Here is a 25,928-nt window from a genome sequence, read left to right as displayed (position 1 = left end):
CTTCTCCACTTTTGCAGGAACAAAATTTCAGGAACAAAAAGCATCGCCGGCACTGGCCGGAGAAACTTTTGAGGCCTTGCAGAACCCTGCAAAAAAACAGCTCACCCAATATCGTCTTATTATCAAAATAAAATGATTTTATCAAACTGATGAAAGATGTGTTTTCCAGGGCAGAGCACTTTCAAACAAAGGAAGCCATTCACCAACATACCAATGCAGTTGTTGCCAGTTTTATGATGGATAATGTTAAAATCGAAATTTTCGGGCAAAATGTATCCACGCGCGAACAAAACGCCTATCGGCACATGATAATTGAGCCCAATTACTTTGCGGGCGGGGTGACGCTTTCCGGCAAAAGATCGTAGAATTGAAACAAGAAGGACTCAAAACCGAACCGGCTTTTGCAATTGCTCTCGGTTTATCCGGAGATCCGTATTCAGAATTATTAAACTATCTTGTCTAACCCAGAATTTGGAATAGCAATTGTACTGTTGAAAACATTGATAGTCATAAAAAAGATGCTTTATGAAAACAATACATTTTATTATAGTTGTATTCATTCTGATTAGTTCCCAATTATTTGGACAAAACACAAATTCGGTCGTAATCTTTAATGGCCGGGGTGAAACCATTAAATCGCAAAAGATATTGGATTTAAGCTATCAGAACTTAACCGAGTTTCCGGCCCGTGCATTAAACCCGGAGATTGAGACTTTAATCCTGGACAACAATAACCTGACGACTTTGCCGACGTGGATTGGGCAACTAAAGAAACTGAAAATTCTTTCGTTGAGAAACAACAGGTTCAAGCAGCTGGATTTTGGAATCAACAATTGCGAAAACCTTGAACAGCTGTACCTGAGTGGAAACACCGAGCTTTCCGACATTTCGGCTATAAACAGCACTTCAAAAATTAAATTAATTGATGTAACAGATACAAAAATAAATGCACTCCCCGCCGGTGTCCAGATGATGGATAATCTGTTTTATTTTAAATACACAAAAAAAGAATGAAGAAACTTCTACCCGCCCTACTTGGCATTGCATTCTCGGTTAGTGGATTTGGACAAACACCTAAACAAAGCCAGCTGATTAGTGAAACAGCACTTGCTTTCCCTGAAAAAACGCAGTTATCCGTTGCATTGATTGTAAATAGCAAAGTAATATTTACCGGAGTCGAGTGCCATAACGATACACTGAATTACACTGACAACTCGATGAAGATCTTTGAAATTGGCTCCATCAGTAAAGTTTTTACTTCTACCCTGCTGGCCAACCTGGTTCAAAAACAGAAAGTCCGCTTGAACGATCAAATGAATTCCTGCGTAGATCTTCCTCTAAATTCTCGCGATACGTTCACCCTTCAGGAACTGGCCAATCATACTTCGGGATTACCCCGTCTGCCTGCAAACCTGAATCTGGCCACTGCCGATTTTCGGAACCCGTACAAAAATTATTCGAAAGACGAGCTTCTCGAATACCTTTCCGACGACTCAGCTGACAGGAATTCGCCGGGAGAAAAATATGAATACTCTAACCTGGGAGCGGGCTTATTGGCTTACCTGTTGGCGAAAAAAGAGGGTTCTGACTACGAAAGGATGCTGAAAAAGTACATTTTTGACAAGTATGGAATGACTCATTCAACAACCGAAAAGTCAAAACTCAATGAAGAACTGGTTCCCGGCCTCGATGCCGGAGGAAAAGAAACATCCAACTGGGACTTTAGTGTATTGGTTGGAGCGGGAGGGATTTTATCGAATGTAAGCGATATGTCGAAATTTGCACAGGCCCAGTTTGATTCCGCAAACACAGAGTTGAGATTAACCCGGGAGAGTACTTTTAAAGTAAACAATGGAATGGAGATTGGACTTGGATGGCATATTCTTCATCCTGAAACGGGGAATACCTGGCATTGGCACAATGGGGGGACGGGTGGCTACACATCTTCAATGGCAATCGATGTTGAGAACAAAACTGCTGTAATTATTTTATCGAATGTGTCGGCTTTTAATCCAAACAGGCAAAAAATTGATGACTTGTGTTTTGGACTTTTAAAGACGTTGAAATAGTCGACAGAAAAAGCGCCTTATTCAAACATCATTTCATAAGGCCGGGCAATAGCCTCGTGTAATTCACTGATCCCGATGTTACGGCTTTTGCGAATGTACTCGCGGCCATCAAAAAATACCAGAATTGTGGGTGCTGTAAAAACCTGGTTCTGCGCAGCTACTTCGGGCAATACATCTGATTTAACATACGCCAGTTTAATATTCGGGAATTCTGCACTCACCAAAGCCTCCACCTTTGGCTTGAGCACTTTGCAAACATTGCAGGCTTCGGTTGAGAAGTAAGCCAGCAAAGCTGCTCCTTCCTTTAATTGATTGAATTCGTCGAATGATTTTACTTCGGTAAACATGATCAGTAATTTCCGATACTCAACATGACCAGGGTACAGGCTTCCACTGCTTCAATGTCATTCTCTTCCAAAAGACTCTCGAACTCCTGATTCTCGGTTCCCGGGTTAAAAATGACCCGCTGTGGTTTCAGTTCAAGAACTTTCGAATAATATTCGGCTTGCCTTTGCGGCCCCACATACATCGAAACCGTGTGAACCGGTTCTTCAGGAAAGTCAGTGTCGATTTTCACATCAGCCACCTGTCCTTCGCGTTTGGCCAGTGCTACCACTTCGTGGTTGTGACTGCGCAAACTATGAATGGCCCGGTTGGAATAACGTTCCGGGTTTTCTGAGGCTCCAATAATTAGGGTCTTTTTGGAAGTGCTCATATTTTTTGCAATAGTACCACGGTAGTTACAGATATCCCTTCTTCCCGTCCTTCAAAACCGAGGGTTTCGGTGGTCGTCGCTTTCACCGACACACAATCCACATCTATCCCCAGCACATCGGCCATGGTTTGTTCCATTTGCGGAATGTAAGGCTTTAATTTGGGCTGTTGTGCACTAATCGAGGAATCAATATTTACGATTGAATATCCTTTTTCCTTTACCAATTCATAAGAACGTGCCAGCAGAATTTTGCTGTCGATGTTCTTGAACTCGGCTGCATTATCGGGGAAATGCGTACCAATATCGCGCAGTTTAAGAGCGCCCAGCATGGCATCGCAAACCGCGTGAATCACTACATCGCCATCGGAATGTGCTACCGTTCCTTTATGATGCGGAATTAAAATACCGCCCAACCAGAGACTTTCCCCTTCGGCCAGACGGTGTACATCGTATCCTATACCAACTCTAAAACTCATTATCGCTGATTACTAAACGCGTCGATATCGAACGACAGGGAGAACCGAAGCGTGTTTTCAAGTGGGTGATTTCGTTGTGTCGGCAGCAAGTAGGAAAAATCGAGCGCAAAAACGTTCATCTTTAAACCGGCACCGGCAGTCATGAATTTTCGATTTCCTTTGAATTCATTTTCATAGAAATAACCGGCTCGAAGTGCAAACTGCTTGTTGTACCAGTATTCCACACCAACTGCCCAGGTAATTTCCTTAAACTCTTCCTTCATTCCGCCCGGAGCATCATTAAACGATTTGAAAATCCCTTCAATCACGCCAATATCCGAACCGATACCTCCCGAAATTACAGCACCGTCGCTGTATATTGAATCGGCAGGTGTTGGCACCAGCAATTTATTGGCTTCGGCCGAGAAAGAGAAGCTATTATAGTCATCCAGTTCCATGGTGTAAGAGGCTCCCAGCTTTAAGGTAGTTGGTATAAAATCTTTTACCTCGCCTTCGGTATATGAAATTTTGGAACCAATATTCTGGATATTGATACCGGCTGAGAATGAATTATCCCTCCGGCTTTGTCTGAATTCATTGTAATAATAAAAAGCCACGTCAGCCGCATAAGATGTTCCGGCCTGAGTCGCTACGTCCTGAACCAGCTGTCCTCCGGTAAGGTCGGAACGAATATAACGAAGGGCTACTGCAGCCGACCATGTTTCAGAAAGCAGTCTGGAATAAGCAAAGTCGATGGCAAATTCGTTCGGAGAGATTTGAAGGCCTTGTTCGCCCTGATCATTTGCGGTAATAATATCTCCCAGCGCAAAGTAGCGCAACGATGCACTCAGCGACTGAACCTCGTCGAGCTTTTTATACCCCGACAAATAGGCCAGGTTAATGTCGTTCACCAAATTACGAAGCCACGGCGAGTAGGAAAGACCAACTCCCATGTCGCTTTCCATGAATACGTATTTTGCCGGGTTCCAGTGTTGCGAAAATATATCAGCAGAAGTACCAACTCCGACGTCACCCATACCACCGGCACGGGAATCGGGTGTGATACCTAGAAACGGGACTGCTGTAGTAATCGTATTTGCCCCGGTTACAGTCTGTGCGGTGCTGTTCTCAACCGCGCTAACTATCAGTAACAGAATAATCAATAAGCGAGATAACTTCATAATTTGCTAAAATTGAGCGTGCAAAGATAAAATATTTGTCTTTGCAACCATTCTTCATACATAAGTGAACGGAACTTTTCGTTAAAAATTTCATCAGGAAAAAAAAATTATCGGACAACGACCATTTTCCCTGACCTTGAAGAAATCACTCCCTCCGAATTTTGAACGATCGCCCGATATACATAAACACCCGGCGCGACGGCAATCTTCGATTCTGCGATGTCCCAACGAATAGGATTGGTGGTATTTCCGTTTGATCCGACAGTGGTTTGAAAACGATCTACCGACCGTCCGTTTCTGTCGTAAATATCAAATATAATGTCGAGTGCTGCGCCTGCCTGGTTGTGCCTCAACACAAAAAACGTGTAATCAGAAACCGGATTGGGGTAATTGCTGATATCGGTGATCTCCAGTTCACTGGACACTTCAAATTCGATTTCCTTTTCGGAAGAATTATTGGCAACATCCCACACTTTCAGCCGCAAGGTATGTTTCCCAACCGATAAGTTTGAGAAAGGGAAAGTCAGGGTACCGCTGGTGTAATCATCTGAATTCGCTTCGTAATAAGCATTCAAAACATACACATTGGAATAATCGTTGTCAAGCACGGCAGTAATATCGTGTCCAATCCCAGTCCCCACCGTATTAATACCGTTATCATCCGACAAATAGGCCAGAAGTGTTGGATTTTTACCGGTTTTATCGCCCGACCGAAAATCCGGCGAATCAAGATACAAATCAATTTCAGGTCCCTGATCATCCGAGACCTCCGATCCGGCACCACCGATATTGAAGTTTTCGAATGCACCGTGGGCATCTTCCAATCCGTTATCGGCGTAGTACATAATCTTTCCTTCTCCCAGACTATACGAGATATCTTTGGGAACCACAAAACTGAAAGTGAACGAACCGTTCTGAACACTCGACTCTCCTTTGTAAATAATGTTCTCCCGTACTTTGAATTTCACGGGCGTTTCGCCCCCGTTGCCAAGCGTTTCCATAAGCACTTCCTTGTCGTAAACTGTTGGAACAAGCGTTCCGTTAAAGTTGTCGACTTTGTTCCCAAAAGCATCGGCCACATATCCTTCAATCGTAACTTTTTGCAAGGCGCCGATTGTTTCTTTTTCGCCGTTTGCATCCTGCTGATTTATTTTGCTGGTAACCACTTTATATTTTGGAAAGGAGAGTTTTAACGCCGGGTCGGCCAGTAGAGTAAAATTGCGTTTATTGGTCGATGTTCCAATGTTGATTTTCGCCAAACGCATCACATCGCCCATGCGATAGTGATTGCCATTCTCATCGTTTTTGAAAATATAGCTGTAGAAACTTTTGCTCAACTTAAAATTGGCGGAAGCAAAAACAAGACGGGTAGTGGAAAACAGTCCAATACCGCCGCCATTGGGATTTAATAAGATGTACTCTCCTGCCGAAGTTTCGTCTCCATCAAATCGGCTGAATTCGCAGGTCGCAGTTACAAAAATCGGCATCCGGCTGGTATTTGACCAGGCGTTAATATCGCTGATATCCAGTACCCGTTCGTGCGCCAAATACCGCTCGTTGGCATGACCGGTATAATTCAGGATAAGAACGCCGTCTTTTACGCGTTCGTTGATCGCAGCGTTTACCCCGGGATAACTGTCACCCGAAGGCGATACTTCCTGAACATAGGCATCGAAGTAAATTTTGTCGGCATAAAACGCATTGTTGTTTTTATTTAATGAGTCTGCCAACTCTTCGGCCTGCCGCATGTGCAAACCGGAGTCTTCATCATCGCCAATAAACGTAACAACATTCCTCCAGCTTCCCAGCGCTGCCGGCTCATGGTAACGTTTTATTTTGTCGACCACCGATTGCGCTTCGTAGGCAGTAGAAACCGGAAGTCGTCCGATTCCCAGGTCAATGGCGCCGCTATATACACTTTCTCCGGCATCGAGCATCACAAAATAGTCGTCGGTCACAAACGATGCCGTTGGATTTAACGAATTTGTGGACTGATAGGTAGGGATAAAATTTTTATTTCCTGAATTGATGTTTTTGTTATCGTAACTGCCATCTCCAACCAGTAAAACATATTTCAGGGTATTGCCCCGGTCGTACATCATTTTAATAAAGTTCCGGATACCGGAAGCGTCTTTACTTCCCGAACTAAATTCGTTGTAAACCTTATCGACATCCACCATATCAACGGTCATTCCATCGTTTTCGCGGTGAAAAGCCGCCAATTCTTCAGCCGCACTCCTAAAATTTGAGTGAGTAATAATTAAATATTCAGTAGTGGCCAGGGCATGCAGGTTTTGATTTTCAACTTCACCAACCAGCTCAGGTTCATTAAACGTACCGTCGGTTTTGAATACCATATATTCATAAAGCTCATCAGCCGGTCGTTTCGCCGATAGCATTGTTCCATTCAATTCAACCGGAACTTCTTTTACATTATTTATATCCGTAACATCGAACAACCGGGTGGTGCTTCCTGCTTCTTCCACCTTAAATTCAACGATTTTCCCTGCTCCTAGCGACGGTACGTCCCTAAAAAAAAGAGGAATACCTCTAAATTTTAATCTTTGCCGGTAGTTCAATTCCAAATAATCGATCCAGGCGGTGGCAGTTCCATTGGAAGCGTTATAACTCAGCGCTACGTCGTATTGATTTCCGGTTGCCGGAAATGAAAACCGGCGGGTCCTCAAATCTGCATACAAACCGGTATTGTCATCGGTATTTACCTGGCTAAAACCAAGGGTCCCAAGCGCTGTTGTATTCACAGAAACACTCATCGAAGAGCCACTATAACTTCTTGCTGCCACCGTAGCTAACAAATTAGGTTCAGCACTTTCGTCCAGATCCGCTACCTCGAAGGTAAAATTACGCGTGGTTCCCGCACTAAACTTCTGCCCAAACCACTGTTTTCCTGAACCGAGCGGCAGCAAATTATACAAATCGCTCTCCAACACCGCGTAAGCGCTAAAAGAATTTACAGTCTGATCCGCAACAGCGGTAATCTCCGACAGTGTCTCTACCGTTTTGGGGTCGACTTCATTATCAGTTAGGAAGAAATAGCCTTTCCGGGAGTAATCATTGGTATAATGCGAAAAATTTCCGTCGCTACCCAATGTCCATTTTGTGATGCCCGGCGAATAAAAAAAGAGACAATCTTCACCGCCGTTTGCATTTCTCCACACTGCACATTGAACGATATCGTCGTAATCGATTTTCCCGGGATCTTCAGAAAGAGGTAAAGCCCCGCTGCCGAATACACCAACCTTCTCGGGTTGCTCAAATCCCCACGACTTTAGCTTTGAATACGGAATTTTGTATATCCCTTTCCCGGAGGTCGCTATTTTTACCCATTTCCCTGAACTGAGAGCCGATCCTGACTTCCATTCGTGTCCCGGATTAGTACTTTTCAATTGTTCAACCGGATATCTTTTTAACTGAAAGGATTTTAAGCGCCAGATTTTCCCGTTTTCATTTTTCAAGGGAACAATCCGGATCTCATTTTTCAACGAATCCCCTGATTTCAACAGTTGGCTGTTAATTTGGATGCCGGATGGAATAGCATTTAACAGGTCTGGCGAAAGCTCCCATTCCATACTTTCATACTCTGCATTTTCAATAAAAACTTTATATGATGTACCTGAGGACTGAAGATCATAAATTCGGGTAAAAAGGGGCAGCTCACTGGTATTTTCGGGGAACCCTGAATTTTCCAGGATTTCGGTATGCGCCTCACCACCACTAAGTATACCGAGCGGATTAGACCAGTTCAGTATTATTTGATCATTCTGCGTATCGTCGATGGTAAAACCGACTAAAACGACACATAACAGAAGTAAATATCTTTTCATAAATACGATTCGATTACAATCTCTGAACGATAACGTATGACAAATATTGCAGTTTTCAGGTGCTGTATTACACACAGATATCCGTTAGCTCAGGACCTCAAAGATATCAACATCCTTGAAAAGTTCCTGAAAATATTAAAATCGGCGGACAATAAGAATTGAATAAATCAGTTATATTTGTTGTCAAGTTGAATTTTTTAAGTACAAAAATGCGTTTAATGAAACTGAAACCATTATTCATTTTGATGCTTGCCGCACTTGTTTCGAGCTGTGGTTTGTTCGGAAAAGGAGGCGGTAAATCGTCGCGTACTACTGGCTGGAAATACAATGATCCTGAAACCGGCAACATTCCCAATGTGTCAGGATACGAACAGGAAGCCGGCCCCGGCCTTCGTTTTGTACAAGGTGGTACTTTTACCATGGGACGTGTTGAACAAGATGTGATGTACCGGAATGACAACTTCCCCAGAAGGGTTACTGTGGCATCGTTTTACATGGACGAAACCGAAGTATCCAACCAGGCATACCGTGAGTTTACACACTGGACCGCGAGAGTTTATCCGGGAGATACACAACGTTTAAAGTCAATTACTCCCGACTCTACTGTTTGGAGAAGCGAATTGGCCTATAACGAACCATACGTAAATAACTACTATCGCCACCCCGCATATGCCGAGTATCCGGTTGTGGGTGTTACCTGGGAACAGGCAGAAGCCTATTGCGAATGGCGTACAGACAGGGTAAACGAGCAAATTCTGGTCGACAAAGGAATAATTACACATGACGCGACTCAAAGCGGACAAAATGTTTACACTTCAAAAACCTACCTTAACGGTTTATATGACGGAACAGCCGGAAATAAGCCAATTGAAAACGGAGACGGCAGCCCGCGTCGGGTACAATGGGAAGATGGAATAATGCTCCCCAATTACAGGTTACCCACCGAAGCCGAATGGGAATATGCTGCTTACGGTTTGATTGGCAACACCGATGGGGAATTACTCACCGACCGTAAACTCTATCCTTGGAACGGAGCATATCTTCGCGATGATCATAAAAGAGATAAAGGTAGAATGCGTGCCAACTTTGTTCGTGGACGTGGTGACATGATGGGTATGGCAGGAGCGCTCAACGATAATGCCGACATCGCTTCACCTGTTATGTCGTACGAGCCCAACGATTACGGTTTGTACTGTATGTCGGGTAACGTAAACGAATGGGTAGCTGATGTTTACCGTACCCAGTCAATGCAGGACATGGAAGAATTCAATCCTTTTAGAGGAAACGTAATTACCGAGTACCGCAGAGACGGCAGCGGCCAGCTGATGCGTGATCAGTACGGAGAATTGATCAAAGACACAATTCCAGGAATGGACTACAGAAACTTTGCCGACGGAAATTTAAATTCTCAGGTTATCGAAGGTGACAACTGGAATGCTGAAGAAGACAAAGGAACAGAAGGCATGTATATTCAGGATAATCGCCCGGGATATTTTACTTCTTTAATTACCGATCAGGTCAGGGTATACAAAGGTGGTTCATGGAAAGACCGTCCATACTGGCTTGTACCGGGCACCCGTCGATATCTCGATCAGCAGCACGCTAAAAACGATTTGGGATTCCGTTGTGCCATGACCCGGGTTGGAAGCCCTGAAGGATTTTAATAGAAAATGAATAAATTATATTCAGAAAAGCTTCATATAACCTGAAGCTTTTTTTATGTCGTTTTTGTAGTATTTTTGAGCATGACCACATTAGAAAACATATATAAGTGCTTTCTCGAAGCCCGGCAAAACGTATCAACCGATAGCCGTCAAATTGAAAAAGGATGCCTCTTTTTTGCCTTGAAAGGTGAAAACTTCAATGGAAACCGATATGCAGAGGATGCGTTAAAAAGCGGAGCTTTATACTCCATTGTTGATGAGGAGGAATTTGCGACATCTGAGCGCACTATTCTAGTGGATGATGTACTTACAACCCTTCAGAACCTGGCGCTCTTGCATCGCCGGAAACTAGGAATACCGATCCTGGGAATTACAGGCACCAACGGAAAAACCACTACGAAGGAGTTGATCGCAGCCGTCCTGTCTGAAAAATATAAGGTCTCTTTTACCCAGGGAAACCTAAACAACCACATTGGCGTACCGCTCACCCTGTTAAAAATGAACGATAAAACCGAATTCGGTGTGGTAGAGATGGGCGCCAATCATCCGGGAGAAATCGCTCAGCTATGCCAAATCGCCGATCCCGACTTCGGAATTATTACGAATGTGGGCAAAGCGCATTTGGAAGGTTTTGGCTCGTTTGAAGGAGTTATAAAAACCAAAGGTGAACTGTACGAATGCATCGGAAAAAAGAACGGCATCATTTTTTACAATAGAAATAATACTTACCTGGAAAAACTTGGAGAGCAGATTCAAAACAAAATCTCCTATGGCACTGATGATGACGGATTTAAAGGAGAATTGCTTCATTCGCCTCCGTTTGTACATCTGAAAGTAAACTTCCCAAAAGGAGTTCTGTACCTGAATACCAAACTTATTGGTGATTTTAACTTTGAAAATGTTTTGGCAGCTGCATGTATCGGCAATCATTTCGAAATTGATCCTCTCAAAATACAACGTGCCATCAAAAACTACGAACCGCGAAACAACCGTTCTCAATTGATTGTAAAAGGCGACCTAAAAATTATCATGGATGCCTACAATGCGAATCCAACCAGCATGAAAGCATCGCTGGAAAGTTTTGCTGCACAAAAATCGGATTTCGCATATCTTATTTTAGGCGACATGTTGGAGCTGGGCGAATATTCGTTTGACGAACACCGGTCCATTTTACATACCATCAAAGAGAAGGGGTTTCAAAATGTTTTCCTGGTAGGAAAAGAATTTGCAAAGGCCAATGAGAAATTCTCGTTCTCATCTTATGAAAAAGTAGAAGATCTTTGCCTGTTTCTTCAACAGAAACCCATAAAAAACGGGAACGTTTTAATAAAAGGTTCCCGTGGTATAAAGCTTGAAAAAGTGCTTGATTATCTTAATTAGCCTGAGGTTTTTCAACCTTTAGTACATCGGAAATTGCACGTTCAAATGTTTGTTTTGGTAATGCTCCCATGGCCATCTGGGGCTGGCCGTCCTGAGGAACAAACAACAGTGATGGAATACTCTGAATTCCAAACATACCTGCCAGTTCCTGTTGTTCTTCAGTATTCACTTTATAGATTACGATACTGTCTCCATACTCGCTTTGCAGTTCTTCCAATACCGGTGCCACCATTTTACACGGGCCACACCAATCGGCATAGAAATCAATTAAACAAGGTTTTGACCCCTCGTATTTCCACTCTTTATTTACTTCAAAATTAAAGACCTTTTCCTTGAAGGTTTCTTTTGTTAAATGTTCTAACATGATATAATTGCTTTTAGTCTTTATTTATATCTACATATCTATATGCTTTCATTCAAATATAATACCATCTTTTCAAATCACAATATACCGCTTAATTTCAAGTATTTTCTTGTAATTTTGTCACGAATTTTTCAGAAATGGCAGAATCACTGAACATTCTATCCTTTTTGTCAGTTGATTAAGCCGAATAAACAGGAGCAAAAGACACTCCTCACCCACTTTGGATTCATGTTCGCGAAACATGCATTCACTGAAAATATATATAAATGAACGAATTGAAACACAAAATATTTCAAACGATATCGGAAGTTGCCGATCAGATGCAGGTTGACACCTATGTTATTGGTGGCTTTGTACGCGATATTTATTTAAAACGCCCCTCCAAGGACATCGATATTGTAACAATTGGAAGTGGTATTGATCTGGCCACCCGCGTTTCGCAACAACTCAAGCCCAGCCCCAAGGTGAATGTTTTCAAAAACTTTGGTACGGCCATGTTAAAATTTAAAGACATGGAAATTGAGTTTGTAGGAGCCCGAAAAGAATCCTACCAGCGAAACTCCCGCAAACCGATCGTGGAAGACGGAACGCTTGAAGACGACCAGAACCGCCGTGATTTTACGATAAATGCGCTTGCACTTAGCCTGAACAAACAAAATTTTGGGGAGCTACTGGATCCGTTTAACGGCTTGGAAGATCTAAAAAACAAAACTATAAAAACGCCGCTTGATCCGGATATCACCTTTTCAGATGATCCGCTTCGCATTATGCGAGCCATTCGCTTTGCCACCCAACTCAATTTCGAGATCGAAGAAGAAACGCTCAAAGCGATTGCCCGAAACAAGGAACGCATTAAAATTGTCTCCGGCGAGCGAATCATCGACGAGCTGAACAAAATCATGATGGCCAATAAACCGTCCATGGGATTTAAGCTGCTGGAAGAAACCGGACTATTGCAAATCATTTTCCCTGAACTTCAGGCGATGAAGGGAGTTGAAATCGTGAAAGGAATCGGGCACAAAGATAATTTTTACCATACACTGGAAGTACTGGATCGCATTGTTCCGAATACGGATAATCTTTGGCTGCGCTGGTCGGCGCTTCTTCACGATATAGCAAAGCCGGCCACAAAAAAGTTTATCGATGGTCAGGGCTGGACTTTTCACGCGCATAATTTTGTGGGAGTGAAAATGATCCCCAAAATATTCAGACGCATGAAATTGCCCCTGAATGAAAAAATGAAATATGTGCAAAAAATGGTACAGCTTCACATGCGCCCCATTGTGCTTTCTGAAGACATCGTAACCGATTCAGCCGTGCGACGCCTCCTTTTTGAAGCAGGAGATGATATCGACGATCTAATGACACTCTGCGAAGCTGACATTACTTCGAAGAACACAGACAAGGTGAAGCGTTACATGAAAAATTTCCAACTGGTTCGTGAGAAGCTAAAGGAAATTGAAGAAAAAGATGCGATTCGGAATTTCCAACCTCCGGTCGACGGCGAACTCATTATGAAAACCTTTAACCTCTCTCCATGCCGCGAAGTTGGTTTAATAAAAGATGCCATTAAAGATGCTATTCTGGACGGTGAGATTCATAACGACTATGAAGAAGCTTACGCTTTCATGCTAAAAAAGGCAGAAGAACTGGGGCTTAGGTTGGCAAACTAGTTTGCGGTGATGACTAAACGAACAGGCAGGTGATCGCCAAATCCTCCTGAATAGTGAAAACCATTGTAAGTGCGAAAGGGCTTTTGTCCACCATAGCGTTCGTCATCTTCCAGTAGAAACGAAAGCTTAACAATTGATGCATTTTCAGGACCGGTGACAAGACCTTCTTTCGAATGAAGCAAGGCGCCTGAAACCACGATCTGATCGAAAACAAACCATTGCGATTGATATTTCAGTGTTCCGGAATCGTGACTCATCCAGGAAGATGAAAGGTTGTAAAAAAGGTTGTTTACCGGCTCTCCTTCTAAATTCTGCGCACCAAAATAATGCAAACTTTCATCGTTGGGCTGATCGTTAAAATCGCCTACGATTACGATTTTCGCAAACGGGTTGCTTTCCAATATTTTTAATGCCTCTGTTTTTAAGGTTTCAGCTGCCAGTTTTCTGCTGTTCCTTGTTTCCATCAAACCTCCGTATCTTGACGGCCAGTGGTTGACAAAAATATGAAGGGTATCAGTTCCACCCAGAATTCCGGACACATACAGAATTTCGCGCGTTTTTTGCACTAAACCATCCTTGTTGATCAACGGATAGTAGTTGTACCCGAGCGGATAAAAATCGGCAGGATTATAAAGAAGAGTAACATCAATTCCCCGGGGATCAGGCGATTCCTTATGGATCGCCTTATACGGAATTGACGTCAAAGCAGTGTTCGTCAAAAGCTGATCCAATACAAAACGATTTTCAACCTCACACAAACCAATTATCGACGGAGCGCTCCACTGCCCTGCCGCTAACAATACCTTTGAGGTATTTTGTATTTTTTTCCGGAATCGACTATACGTCCAGTGACGTTCACCCTCGGGTGTAAATTCATCGTCGTTTGTTAATGAATCATTTTTCCAGTCGAACAAGTTTTCTGCATTATAAAAAACAACAGCAAACTGTTTCGAATCTTGCGCAGAGGTTCTGAAAATATTAAAGAAAATAAACAGGATAAATAAACTAATCTTCATTGGACTTGGAATAGCGCTCATATGCTCCCAGGTCGGGTCCTCCATCCGAAGTTCGGCTTTTGTTCAAGAGGTCTAACGGAAATAGTTTCGAATATTCTGTACTGCCGGCATCAATTGCCGCCGACAAAGTATCCAATTGATAATCGAGACCATTATACGGATCCACAAACAACGGATCGTAATCTGAACCCTTCCATACCGAATTGTAATGATTTTTATTGCTTGTATTTACTGTATCCGGCACCTGCAGAATGCAGTGATCAAAGTAGTATTCAAAGGCGTTTTCCTCATTGTCTCCCAATTCTATCTCCTTTTGAATATTACCGTAAATAATACTGTTGCCAAACATGGCCTTCGTAAGATCTCCGTTATAGGAAACTGAACTTCCATCTGCCCCTTCCACGATTAATACGTTCGACATAACAAGCGCAGCAGTTGACCGCACCTTGTTTCCTAAATTACCCCAGTAATTGGCAATAGTGGTATGATAAAATTCGTACTCGCCTCCAACCAGCAAAGCCGCGGCATAATATCCGCAATTGGCAATTACATCGTTGTAGGCAAACACCTTCGATTTTATCGCAAACAAACCTGCGTATGCCATGTTCTCAATTCTCGAATTTGTCAGCGAAACAGATGCATAACCGTCATGCTCGATCGTTCCTACCTGCAAACCAATGTTGGCATTTTTGATCGTAACAAAATTAAACACGTTGTTGTGGCTTCCCGAGAATAACAAAATACTACTCCATTGATCCGGAACGTTTTTGTAGGAATCTTCCAGGCGGTCGGACAAGAACTGAATAGGCTGATCAGAAGTTCCATTTGCGACGATGGTTCCCCTTACGTATAATCCGGCACCTTTGTGAAAATGAATCCGTGTACCCGGTTTAATTGTGAGGGTAGACAAACTGTCGACATAAGCATAATCGTAGACCAAATAAGGCTTATCGGCAGTCCACGTTGTTGTCTCTATTGTTTCGGCTTTCACCAGGACAAAATCCTGCCCGTAAGCAATCAGTTTTACATCCTGCAAATTCGTATTTGTAGAAAAAAGAATAGAATCCTGAACAACCATCGGTAGATTTTGACCGTTGGGATCGATGGTGACCTCCACAAAAATATAGATACTGTCGTGACCGGGAACCTCCACATCGTACACTTCGTTTCCGACCTCTCCATTGACGTTCAATCTAAAATTCGACACTGAACCGCCAGCCATTCTGATACTTGAAATCAGCACCGGTTCATTGTACGGATTTCGAACCGTAAAACGCTGTGTTGTTGAACCTATTGTTGTGAAAATTGTATCGAAAGTGATGGTGTCTGCTGAAAACTGAAGCTCGGCATCGGGCGACGACATGTATCCCTCATCTTCACAGGAAAACAGGGTAAACAGTAGCGTCACTACTGCAAAAATGTAGAATAGATTCTTGGCCAACTTAGTTTTCTTTATCTAATAACGGTCTAAAACAAACAGATAGTATGCAAATATATAAATTCAATTTACAATTTTTAACATTTATCGCCAATCACTTAGCCTAAATTCATCATTTATTATGATTTAATAATGAATCGATTACTTATGTTCCTCCCATCTGAATTAATTTCATTTCAGAGGAACATAAATCAGACTTGTTTCTTCCAAAATATCAAGAAAAAAATATCAACCAGCTCCTTCATTTTTGATGTCCGATTTTTCTTGTTTTACTACTTCTTCATAAGTAATAAATCTGCAATAAAAATTACCCTAAATACAGACTGCCGAACGGCTCTCTTATTCAAAATCGGGATACAACAGGTATTTAGCCCGCATGTTTTTATACTCGGTCAACTCGGGCTGCCAACTCTTTACAATTTCCTCCTCGGTCATCCCCTTTCTGATCTGTTCAATCAAAGTATCGGTTCCGGCTAAAAGATTAAACCAACGTTCATTGGTTAAAAACTCGGCTTTGTTTTCGTATTGTTTATAAAAATCCAGAAAAAACTTCAGCGTGAATTCAGGCACGTTTTCCAGCTGGCGCAAATCAACTCCGTAACAATGTTTGTCCTTATTTAGCGGATTTATGGCAACTCCGGGAATACTGCGCGGAATGAACTTAAAATCTCCCAAACCGGCTTCTAATCCGCCCAATACCTGAAACGGAAAATCAGTTCCGCGTCCGACGCTTACGCTGGTTGCTTCAAAAAAACACAGCGATGGATATAAACGCACCGAAAGATCGTTCGGCAAATTGGGAGACGGAGCAACCGGAAGCGAATAAAACACCGAGTGATTATAATTTTTTACAGGAATCACCGTCAACTTGCATTTCTGACCGTTTTCCAGCCAACCTTCTCCATTGATCATTTGAGCCAACTCCCCCACCGTACAGCCGTGTACAAGCGGAATCGGATCCATACCCACAAAAGACTCGAATCCAGCTTTACGAATCGGACCGGCCACATAGTCACCGTTTGGATTGGGGCGATCCAAAATAAGCAGCGGCACGTTGTGTTCCGCACAGGCTTCCATCACCAGGTGTAAAGTAGAAATATAAGTATAAAACCTGCATCCAACATCCTGAATATCGAACACCATCAAATCCAGTCCCTCCATGTGATCTGCGGTAGGTTTTTTGTTCTCTCCGTACAACGAAAGAACCGGAATGCCGGTTTTGACATCCACACCATCTTCAATTTTCCCTCCAGCCGACACATCGCCTCGAAAACCATGTTCCGGTGCAAAAATTTTGGTGACATGCACCTTTTTATCTAAAAGAAAATCAACTAGGTGAGCGTCTTCCGTACGCGATGTGTGATTAACTACCAAGCCTATCGACTTCCCGCTCATCGTCGCCAGATAACTTTCCGGCTGATTGGCTCCTACTTCAATCTTTTCGGCTCCCGATGCAGAACAAAGTGAAAAAAGAAGTACAAAAATCAGGCTTATATTTATTCGAAACATCGCTATTAATATTTTACATTTGTTGTTACGAAGATAGTTTTATAATATTTTCGAAGCTCTCATTCTTTTGAAAATTAAACCCGCCTTAAATAAGGAAGAAGTTAAACAATAAGTGATCGGGCGGGTTTCAACGAATGAGATTAAAAGAAAACTTTTTTACATGAAACCAACGCCTAAGAAATACTTTCTGCTGTTATTACTATGTAATTTCCTGGCTTCCGGCATTTATGCCAGCGATCCACCTTTCTCTGTTTTCAAAAACGATCCGTGGGTGAATGAACAGATGAGCCGGCTAAGTCTTGATGAGAAAATCGCTCAAACAATGATGATTACGGCTTACCCCAAGCAGAACGAAGCGAGCAAAGCAGCCGTGATCGACAAGATACGCACCTATAAACCCGGTGGTGTTTTGGTAATGCAGGGAACACCTGTTAAAACAGCTTCATGGATCAACCAGTTTCAGGCAGTTTCCGAAACTCCGCTATTGATAGCTGTTGACGGAGAATGGGGGCCGGCGATGCGAATCGACAGCACCGTTCAATATCCTTATGCACAAAGTTTGGGGGCCATTCAGGATACTTCTCTCATTTACCAGATGGGGCGCGAGTTTGGCGAACAACTCAAACTGCTCGGTATCCAGATGAATTTTGGACCCGTTGCCGATATCAACACCAATCCTTCGAACCCGGTGATCAACTTTAGGTCGTTTGGAGAAAACAAACAAAATGTGGCCGAAAAAGCCTGGATGGTTTCGAAGGGAATGCAGGATGCAGGCGTGATTCCGGTAGCCAAACACTTTCCCGGGCACGGTGATACCCAAACCGATTCGCATGTCACACTCCCACTTGTTCCGCATTCAAAAGCAAGGCTCGATTCCATCGAATCCTATTCTTTCCGGTATCTTTCAAAAAAAGGGATCAGCGGAATAATGACCGCCCATCTTTCTGTTCCGGCACTCGATCCATCGGGAAAAACATCGTCGCTGTCAAAAAAGGTAGTTACCGACTACTTAAAAAATGAAATGGGTTACCGCGGATTCATTGTTACCGACGCTATCGGCATGAAAGGAGTTCGGGCAGAACCGGGCCGCGCCGAAGTGGAAGCTTTGATAGCGGGTAACGATATGGTGGAATTTGTTCCCGATCTTGAAACAGCAATTTCAGCAGTAAAAGAGGCGATTTCAAAAAAAGAAATAACGGAAGCAGCCATCGAAGAAAAATGCCGCACCATTCTGGCCATAAAGAGATGGGCAGGGTTACAGAAATACCAACCGGCAGAACTTAAAGACCTGACAAGAAAACTAAATGCCCCTAAATTTGGAGTAACTCAGCGAAAACTGATCAAAGCATCACTAACCGTTTTAGCCAACCAGAAAATTCTTCCCGTTCAAAACCTGGAAAACGAAAAGATAGCTTCTGTCAGCCTGGGTAGCAGTTCAAAAACCGCCTTTCAAACAATGCTCGATAACTACACACAAATCGATCATTTTGTGCTTCCCAAAAATGCAAGCGAAAAAGAATGGCTGCAACTTCGAAATAAACTTTCCAACTACAGCCTGGTAATCACTGCCATCGAAGGAATTCATAAATATCCGGCAGAAAATTATGGAGTAAGCGCCATTCAGCAAAAAGCAACTGAGGATCTGGTTGCAGATAAAAGATCGGTGATTGTGTTTTTTGGAAACGCCTACGCACTAAAGCATTTTTCCAATATTCACCACACAAAAGGATTGATACTGGCCTACCAGGGCACCGATCTTGCGCGGGAACTATCAGCTCAACTGGTGTTTGGAGCTTATGGCGCAAATGGCAAGCTACCGGTTTCGGTAGATCAACGCTTCCAGGTGAACGACGGAATTTCGCTTAAGGGCAATCAAACATTTTCGTACACCATACCCGAAGAAGTGGGAATGAGCGCAGAGAAGCTGGCCCTGATCGATACCATTGCGCAAATGGGTGTAGACGAGAAAGCCTATCCCGGATGCCAGGTACTCGTTGCAAAAGATGGAAATGTGATCTACCACAAATGCTTTGGCTTCCTGACCTACGATAATGAGCTACCGGTAGAAAAAAACAATGTTTACGACTGGGCTTCACTCACCAAGGTTACCGGGCCACTCCCGGCACTGATGAAACTTGTGGACGATAAAAAATTCAACTTAGACGATAAGTTTAGCAAATACTGGCCCGACTTTATCGGTTCGAACAAGGAAAACCTAATCATCAGAGATATTCTGGCACACCAGGCACGACTGGCACCGTACATTTCCTTCTGGATGAATACCGTTGACAAGGAGGGTAACCTGGATGCAAACGTGTTTCGTCACGAGCCATCTGACGAATTCACCGTTCGTGTTTCGGAAAAGCTTTACATGAACCCGAACTACCTCACACAAATGATGGACACTATCCGCAATTCCAAATTACTCCCGCGAAAGCAATACACCTACTCAGGACTTAGCTTTTTTATTTTTCCTTCTATCATAGAAAAACTGACAGGCCAATCCTACGAAAATTATATCAAAAATACCTTTTACAAGCCGTTGGGAGCTTATACGATTACTTACAACGCCTACGAACATTTTCCAATGCAGCAGATTGTTCCGACAGAAAACGATGACCTTTTCCGAAAAGAAAAAATATGTGGATTTGCGCATGACGAAGGGGCTGCAATGATGAACGGCATTTCGGGAAATGCAGGTTTGTTTGGCACTGCAAACGACCTGGCGAAGCTTTTCCAAATGTATCTTCAGAAAGGTTATTTTGGAGGTCGCCGTTATATTACAGAAGAAACAGTAAATGAATTTACAAGGATTCAATTTCCTGAAAGCAGAAACAGAAGAGGGCTCGGATTCGACAAACCCCTGATCAACAACTACAAAAAAGACCTGCTGGATGCCTTCCCGGCTGTTTCGGCTGACCAAAGCAGCTATGGGCACGGAGGATTTACCGGCACTTTTGCATGGGCAGATCCCAAAAACGGAATTCTGTTTATATTCATGTCAAACCGGGTTTATCCAACACGCGAAAACAACCGTCTCTACCAACTCAACATCCGTACTGAAATCCACCAGGCGATTTACAACAGTATTCTGCAACAATGACAGACCTTTAAAAATTGTTAATAACTCCCTTCTTAAACCCTGTTATACAACATACCCTTAAAAACACATCTCTCTAACCTACTGCTCGTTACACTTCAAAAAGCAAATTGTTTTTCACATAATTTTAATACTTTAATGATCTGCTCTGCCTTGCTGCTGCTTTAATCTTTTATTATTAATTTTTTAATTTTAAATTTACAGGTATGTGAAAAATTCGTTCTAATAACCATTATAATTAATCAATAATATCTCAGCGATATGGAAAAAAAGATAACATTTAACGAGCTGCGAAAAATCAAAGACAGCTTACCTGACGGATCAATCAGACAAATGGCAAAAGAGTTTGCAGTATCAGAAGAAACCGTCAGAAATTATTTTGGAGGAGCCAATTACGAAAACGGCAAAGCAGTAGGAATCCATATGGAGCCGGGACCAAACGGTGGAATAGTATTGCTGGATGACACTTCGATGCTAGACAGAGCAAAACAATTAATTGCAGCAGAAGCTGTTTAACAAATCAAAAAAAAGATTACGATATTTAAGAAACTGTCCTATATTTATGGGACAGTTTTTTTTACATAACGTTAAACTTAACCGAAAATCATGAATTCTTTTTCCCGCTTCCTTTTACTGAGTAGTTTCGTTGCTCTGCTGTCGGGTTGTGCCAAACCCTGGCAACCTTTATTTAACGGTGAAAACCTCGATGGCTGGGACACCTTCATCGGAACCGCGCTTGCCGGCTTTGACGATTTGCATGCCAATGCTACTTCCGATAAAGTATTTCAGGTAGTGGAAGAAAACGGCGAAAAACTGATATACATTTCAGGAGAAGTGAACGGTTCGCTCGCAACGGTTGACACATTCACCAATTATCACCTGGAATTGGTTTTCAAATGGGGCGAAAAAGTTTACACACAGCGTAACAGTGGACTCCTGTACCACGGGTTTGGTGAATTTGGCGCTGCACTGGGCACCTGGATGACCAACATTGAATGCCAGTTAATGCATGAAAAACTGGGTGACACTTACCTGATGAACAACACGGTTTGCGAAACCGAAGTAACAGAATCAGAAGAAAGCTTTAGCTATTCCAAGGGAGGGCAACTGAAACAATTCGGAAAAGATTTTGAAGGCCCCGGAATCAAAAAAGCCCTTGATGCGGAGAATCCGCTAGGCGAATGGAATACAGTAGAACTTTATACGGTTGGCAGAACCTGTGTTCATGTTGTCAACGGCAAAACGGTAATGGTAAACACAAACACCGGCATTTTCGAAGACGGGGTCATAAAACCGTTGACTTCGGGTAAAATTCAGTTACAGTCCGAGGGCGCTGAACTCTTTATTAAGTCGGTTCGAATAACGCCCATTAAAGAAATTCCTTCCGAAATTTTGAATTAATTAATAATTGAAAGACTCGTTTCTATTGGAAACGGGTCTTTTTTATAAAAAACCACGTTTAAAAGAAGAAGTATGACTGAAAAAACTTTTCGTGAGCAACTAACCTTAAAAAACACGGTTCTGGGGGTGCAGTTCCTGTTTGTTGCATTTGGCGCTACCGTTTTGGTTCCTTTATTGGTGGGAATCGATCCGGCAGTAGCACTATTCACGGCCGGTATCGGTACGATGATTTTTCACTTTATTACCAAGGGTCAGGTACCCGTTTTCCTGGGTAGTAGTTTTGCTTTCATCGCACCTATTATTGAAGCCACCAAATTGTATGGATGGCCCGGAACATTATCGGGGATTATTGCAGTGGGAATTGTTTACGCTGTTGTTTCTGCTTTGGTCAAAATGCGCGGATTGCAATTTGTAGAGCGATTGTTTCCTGCAGTTGTAGTTGGCCCCGTAATTATGATCATCGGATTGTCTCTCGCTTCGGCTGCCGTTGATATGGCAAAAACCGATTGGGTGCTGGCCATCATTTCACTGGCCACCGCTATCACTGTCGTAATTTTCGGGAAAAAGATGATCAAGTTGATACCTATTTTTATCGGAATTGCAGTGGGTTATATTGTTGCGCTCATTTGGGGAAAAGTAGATTATACTGCCATAAAAGAGGCTGCCTGGATTTCGTTGCCCGAATTTACTGCTCCAAAATTCAGTTGGCACGCAATACTTTATATGATACCGGTAGCCATTGCACCGATCATTGAGCACGTGGGCGACATGTACGCCATTGGTGGTGTTTGCAATAAGAATTTTATTGAAAAACCCGGCTTGCACCGAACTTTGCTGGGCGACGGTATTGCAACCGGTATTGCAGGTTGTTTCGGAGGTGTGCCCAACACCACTTACTCCGAAGTAACCGGCGCAATTACCCTTACCAAAGTAACCAATCCATTTGTATTAAGAATTGCGGCCATTACCGCCATCGTTTTTTCACTCGTCGGAAAAGTAAGCGGCTTCCTCGAGACCATACCACAGGCTATTTTGGGAGGAATCATGCTCTTATTATTCGGAATGATCGCTTCCATCGGCATCAAAACACTGGTTGACTCAAAAGCTGACATGGGAGAAACCCGCAACCAGGTTATTGTTTCGGTAGTTCTTACTGTTGGGATAGGTGGCGCAATCATTTCTTACGGACATTTTTCACTGGCTGGAATTGGCTTGGCTGCTACAGTTGGAATCATCCTGAACCTGTTATTGCCTAAAACAGCAAACGAAGAAAAATAAACACGATACTTTATTCTCTTCCCAAAAAACCGTTCTTTTCAAAAAGAGAACGGTTTTTTTATTAATTAATTTGTGATTCTTTTAATATATCTTCAATTTGTTTAGAACAATGCCTGAACAATTTTAGATCATCTTTATGAATTGGAACACTTTCATATTTGTTAGTCTTAAATAAATCATAGAATTTCTGATTACATTCAATAGTATTTCTATTTACAGTTGAATTCTCTTTCAATTCCTTTAAAAAGAGTTCATAATTCTCCCATCCTTTAAATATCTGTTTAGTAAAAGGCTCAAGAACAAAAATATATCTCCCTCCTGAGATGTCTGGATTGATAGGATAAAACTGATGTCTAATAATAAAATTCAAATATTGTTCCGGTAATTCCTCAATATAACTTCTCATTAGCGCAAGAGAGGAAGATGTTAAATGAACAATATTTTTGTCATCAACAAAATCCCAGCACGAATACAATATGTTAAATGCTTTTTCAATGTCCTTTATAGGACTGCTGATAAATCGCTCAAGTCTCCTTTTGCAAATTTCCTCCAACTCATTCTTTGTAAAAGTCTTACGAGATTCTCTATTCGCATTCTTATGTTCTTGATTTAGTAAGTAAAGAAGATTTGAATAATTAAATTCAATCTTCGAGTCTTCTTTTAAATACTCAACTAAGAATCCCGAAACTTTTTCAGTAGAAAATTCATCTTGACCTTTATGGATAAGATCAATAATCTTATCTGAATGTTTTTCAACAAAATATTGATCAATTTCAAAATAGACTTCAATTATTTTCTTCCAGTCTTGGAATGATTGAAACTTATCTATACTCAATAAATATCCAATTGTGTCATCCCTTGTCTCAGGATTTGTATTCCACAAATCATTCACCTTATTTTTAAACGAAAGATTATTCTTCATTTCCTCTCAATGCCTCTAATTCTTCATATGCAGATGTTGTCAATTGGTTTTGAAAATAAGAGTCAAATTTTTCAACGCGCCGAATTGACTTTAAATTTCTCTCCCTCCCATTATTTGGAAACATCGATTCTAATGTTGATCTGATGATATCTCTGTCATTGGAATTCTTAATTATTATATCCAAATCTACATTAGTATTAAAAACATACAATTTTGCACTTTCATTTTCAAATAAAAAGTCCTTATCTCTAAATTTCAACTTCGAATAAATATTTCCGTACTTTAGGCGTAATATTTCTAACTGTAAATATATTCTTAAAACTAATGCTTCTCTTAAAATTGGCCAAGTAGTATTAATCACATTCATTAATTTAATTACATCTCGCTTATTTTTCAGAAGTTTTACAATTTCAATACTCTGCAGGAGGGCATCAGCCGACTCAAACTCTTCTTCATTAGAACTAGCAACATAATCCTTTTGAAATTCGGGAAAAGATATCTCCAATTTGCTGGTCAATTCCTCTCTTACTTTTAGATCTGCTATTTTACTAAGCGAAAACTCAACTTGAAAGAATTTAGATAAATAACGTTGAGGATGTTTAATCTTATCTTCAAGTATATCTAATAAATAATCTTTGTCATATCCTAACACAAAAATAGTGTTAGGTAAATTCCCAATATTGCGAATTATAGTCAGAACCTCGTAAATTTCATTTGCTTGCAACCTATCGATGTCATCAATAAAAACAATGAGTTTCTTCCTTGCCTCTAGTATAGACTCTTTTATACTTTCTTGTACATCTCGAATATTTTTCTCCTTAATAAATAAGTTCGTTAAGGTTCCCCACCAATTTATATTTCCCTTAAAAAGTTGATTTAAATAGTCATTGATTCTATTGGTAGAAAAAGAGTAACGACATAAATGCTTTTCTATTTCCTTTAAAAATACAAGAGTCAAATTCGTCTCTTCAGGATACTGCCATGGATTAAAATCAATAATAATGTTTTGATCAGTGTTTACTTTATCCTGCAATATTTTTATGAAAGAAGTTTTTCCAGAACCCCATGGACCGACAATTCCAATCGTGAATGAACTTTCTTGGTCTGAAAATGAATTAATTTCGCCTACAACTTTATTTACCAACTCTTTACGTCCGAAATCCTCAAACTCAATATTTGCCAATGGCTTATCATTCATCCAGACTGACTTATGTTCTATTTTTTTTGACTTAGAAATAAAATCTGACGACAGTCGTATTATGCTAAATATTCCAAGTAATATCAAAAAGTCGAGATATTTGATATTAACAAAGGAATATGAATCAAGACAAAAACTTACTCCATTAATTTCATGTGTTCCTCCGCGTTTAAAGCAATACCATATTACAAATAGAACGACAGTTAAATCAGTTAAAAACTTACTTCTATTGGGAAATGTATTTTTCTCTATCGATTTAAATACTAAATAAAGCAATACAAATATGTTAAATGATATTATCCAAACTTCTCTTGAATGATAGTTGTAATCAACTATAGTTGCTAAAACGGATGAGTTTTTCGAAAATAAAATTTCGAATAGAAGATGTCCTATAATGAGACATGCATTAAATACTGAAATAGTTAGAATTAATCGTTTCCAAAAATCAATTTTTGATTTTTCTTTTTCTGGAGGTAAATTAGTCTCATTCATAAATAGTTAGGTTTCTGAAAGAATTCAATAAAAATAATAAAAATACAATTAAGTTAAAAAACTATCTTATTGATTTTCATGAATATCAGTTTATATACTATCTCACTAGTGGGTATTAAAAATTAATAGACGTTCTTTGAAATTCTTTGTTAGTCGTACTTGTAGCGATTTTTGATAGCGTGACGATTTGAATTGAAAATACGGATTTTTGCATGCAAACAAGCAATT

General features: G+C 41.3%; 20 protein-coding genes and 1 pseudogene. 10 read left to right on the top strand and 11 right to left on the bottom strand.

Translation table 11 applies throughout. The annotated features are described in order from the left end of the window. Positions 1-149: 149 nt before the first annotated feature. From MR764_RS17910 to MR764_RS17900, 3 genes and pseudogenes are all read left to right on the top strand, one after another. A pseudogene (locus MR764_RS17910) lies at positions 150-449 on the top strand (DUF4269 domain-containing protein). A gap of 76 nt (positions 450-525) precedes the next feature. After that, positions 526-1,014, top strand: a complete 489-nt coding sequence (locus tag MR764_RS17905; protein WP_247980825.1) for a leucine-rich repeat domain-containing protein — start codon at positions 526-528, stop codon at positions 1,012-1,014. Further along, positions 1,011-2,069, top strand: a complete 1,059-nt coding sequence (locus MR764_RS17900) for a serine hydrolase domain-containing protein (protein ID WP_247980824.1) — start codon at positions 1,011-1,013, stop codon at positions 2,067-2,069. Before MR764_RS17905 ends, MR764_RS17900 begins: the two co-directional genes overlap by 4 nt. 17 nt (positions 2,070-2,086) lie before the next feature. On the opposite strand, the gene MR764_RS17895 is transcribed toward MR764_RS17900, so the two are convergent. The 5 genes from MR764_RS17895 to porU all read right to left on the bottom strand — a co-directional run bounded on the left by MR764_RS17895 (position 2,087) and on the right by porU (position 8,265). Further along, entirely contained in the window at positions 2,087-2,416 is a 330-nt protein-coding gene (locus tag MR764_RS17895) for a thioredoxin family protein (RefSeq protein ID WP_247980823.1), read from the bottom strand. Positions 2,417-2,418: 2 nt separating this feature from the next. Then, entirely contained in the window at positions 2,419-2,784 is a 366-nt protein-coding gene (locus MR764_RS17890; RefSeq protein WP_247980822.1) for a CoA-binding protein, read from the bottom strand. Beyond that, entirely contained in the window at positions 2,781-3,260 is a 480-nt protein-coding gene (gene ispF, locus MR764_RS17885) for a 2-C-methyl-D-erythritol 2,4-cyclodiphosphate synthase (protein WP_247980821.1), read from the bottom strand. Before ispF ends, MR764_RS17890 begins: the two co-directional genes overlap by 4 nt. Further along, a complete protein-coding gene (gene porV, locus MR764_RS17880; RefSeq protein ID WP_247980820.1) occupies positions 3,260-4,420 on the bottom strand; it encodes a type IX secretion system outer membrane channel protein PorV in 1,161 nt (386 codons plus the stop codon). Before porV ends, ispF begins: the two co-directional genes overlap by 1 nt. Before the next feature lie 107 nt (positions 4,421-4,527). After that, positions 4,528-8,265 carry a type IX secretion system sortase PorU gene (gene porU / locus MR764_RS17875; protein WP_247980819.1) on the bottom strand — a complete coding sequence of 1,246 codons (3,738 nt, stop codon included), beginning with the start codon at positions 8,263-8,265 and terminating at the stop codon, positions 4,528-4,530. Positions 8,266-8,483: 218 nt separating this feature from the next. Here porU and MR764_RS17870 point away from each other — a divergent pair, with 218 nt between their 5' ends. Further along, positions 8,484-9,929, top strand: coding sequence for an SUMF1/EgtB/PvdO family nonheme iron enzyme (locus tag MR764_RS17870; protein ID WP_247980818.1), 1,446 nt, complete (start codon positions 8,484-8,486; stop codon positions 9,927-9,929). An 81-nt stretch (positions 9,930-10,010) separates the two neighbouring features. Next, the gene (murF, locus tag MR764_RS17865; protein WP_247980817.1) at positions 10,011-11,309 is read left to right on the top strand and encodes a UDP-N-acetylmuramoyl-tripeptide--D-alanyl-D-alanine ligase; all 1,299 of its coding nucleotides are present in this window, start codon (positions 10,011-10,013) and stop codon (positions 11,307-11,309) included. On the opposite strand, the gene trxA is transcribed toward murF, so the two are convergent. Continuing rightward, positions 11,302-11,673: a thioredoxin gene (gene trxA, locus MR764_RS17860; RefSeq protein ID WP_247980816.1), complete on the bottom strand. Its 372-nt coding sequence runs from the start codon at positions 11,671-11,673 to the stop codon at positions 11,302-11,304. The two genes, murF and trxA, sit on opposite strands and share 8 nt — an antisense overlap. A gap of 266 nt (positions 11,674-11,939) precedes the next feature. Here trxA and MR764_RS17855 point away from each other — a divergent pair, with 266 nt between their 5' ends. Next, on the top strand, positions 11,940-13,346 hold the full coding sequence (locus tag MR764_RS17855; RefSeq protein ID WP_247980815.1) for an HD domain-containing protein: 1,407 nt from the start codon (positions 11,940-11,942) through the stop codon (positions 13,344-13,346). On the opposite strand, the gene MR764_RS17850 is transcribed toward MR764_RS17855, so the two are convergent. The 3 genes from MR764_RS17850 to MR764_RS17840 form a co-directional block, all read right to left on the bottom strand. Beyond that, on the bottom strand, positions 13,343-14,362 hold the full coding sequence (locus MR764_RS17850) for an endonuclease/exonuclease/phosphatase family protein (protein WP_247980814.1): 1,020 nt from the start codon (positions 14,360-14,362) through the stop codon (positions 13,343-13,345). The two genes, MR764_RS17855 and MR764_RS17850, sit on opposite strands and share 4 nt — an antisense overlap. Further along, a complete protein-coding gene (locus tag MR764_RS17845; protein ID WP_247980813.1) occupies positions 14,352-15,803 on the bottom strand; it encodes a hypothetical protein in 1,452 nt (483 codons plus the stop codon). Before MR764_RS17845 ends, MR764_RS17850 begins: the two co-directional genes overlap by 11 nt. Before the next feature lie 336 nt (positions 15,804-16,139). Further along, positions 16,140-17,309, bottom strand: a complete 1,170-nt coding sequence (locus tag MR764_RS17840) for a DUF1343 domain-containing protein (RefSeq protein WP_247980812.1) — start codon at positions 17,307-17,309, stop codon at positions 16,140-16,142. A gap of 160 nt (positions 17,310-17,469) precedes the next feature. Between MR764_RS17840 and MR764_RS17835 the strand changes: the two genes are divergently transcribed. The 4 genes from MR764_RS17835 to MR764_RS17820 all read left to right on the top strand — a co-directional run bounded on the left by MR764_RS17835 (position 17,470) and on the right by MR764_RS17820 (position 23,088). After that, the gene (locus MR764_RS17835; RefSeq protein WP_247980811.1) at positions 17,470-20,412 is read left to right on the top strand and encodes a glycoside hydrolase family 3 N-terminal domain-containing protein; all 2,943 of its coding nucleotides are present in this window, start codon (positions 17,470-17,472) and stop codon (positions 20,410-20,412) included. A gap of 258 nt (positions 20,413-20,670) precedes the next feature. After that, complete coding sequence (locus MR764_RS17830) at positions 20,671-20,925, top strand: DNA-binding protein (protein WP_247980810.1); 255 nt, start codon at positions 20,671-20,673, stop codon at positions 20,923-20,925. 90 nt (positions 20,926-21,015) lie between these two features. After that, positions 21,016-21,810, top strand: coding sequence for a DUF1080 domain-containing protein (locus tag MR764_RS17825; protein ID WP_247980809.1), 795 nt, complete (start codon positions 21,016-21,018; stop codon positions 21,808-21,810). 72 nt (positions 21,811-21,882) lie between these two features. Beyond that, complete coding sequence (locus MR764_RS17820; protein WP_247980808.1) at positions 21,883-23,088, top strand: uracil-xanthine permease family protein; 1,206 nt, start codon at positions 21,883-21,885, stop codon at positions 23,086-23,088. A gap of 61 nt (positions 23,089-23,149) precedes the next feature. On the opposite strand, the gene MR764_RS17815 is transcribed toward MR764_RS17820, so the two are convergent. Together MR764_RS17815 and MR764_RS17810 are read right to left on the bottom strand one after the other, a co-directional pair. Beyond that, complete coding sequence (locus MR764_RS17815; RefSeq protein ID WP_247980807.1) at positions 23,150-24,010, bottom strand: hypothetical protein; 861 nt, start codon at positions 24,008-24,010, stop codon at positions 23,150-23,152. After that, positions 24,000-25,700, bottom strand: coding sequence for a P-loop NTPase fold protein (locus MR764_RS17810; protein WP_247980806.1), 1,701 nt, complete (start codon positions 25,698-25,700; stop codon positions 24,000-24,002). The genes MR764_RS17815 and MR764_RS17810 overlap by 11 nt, the downstream gene beginning before the upstream one ends. Positions 25,701-25,928: the final 228 nt, after the last annotated feature.

Origin of the sequence: Maribellus sp. YY47 (assembly GCF_023111095.1) — a bacterium.
Lineage (GTDB): Bacteria > Bacteroidota > Bacteroidia > Bacteroidales > Prolixibacteraceae > Draconibacterium.
This window is presented reverse-complemented; position numbering and strand designations above follow the sequence as displayed.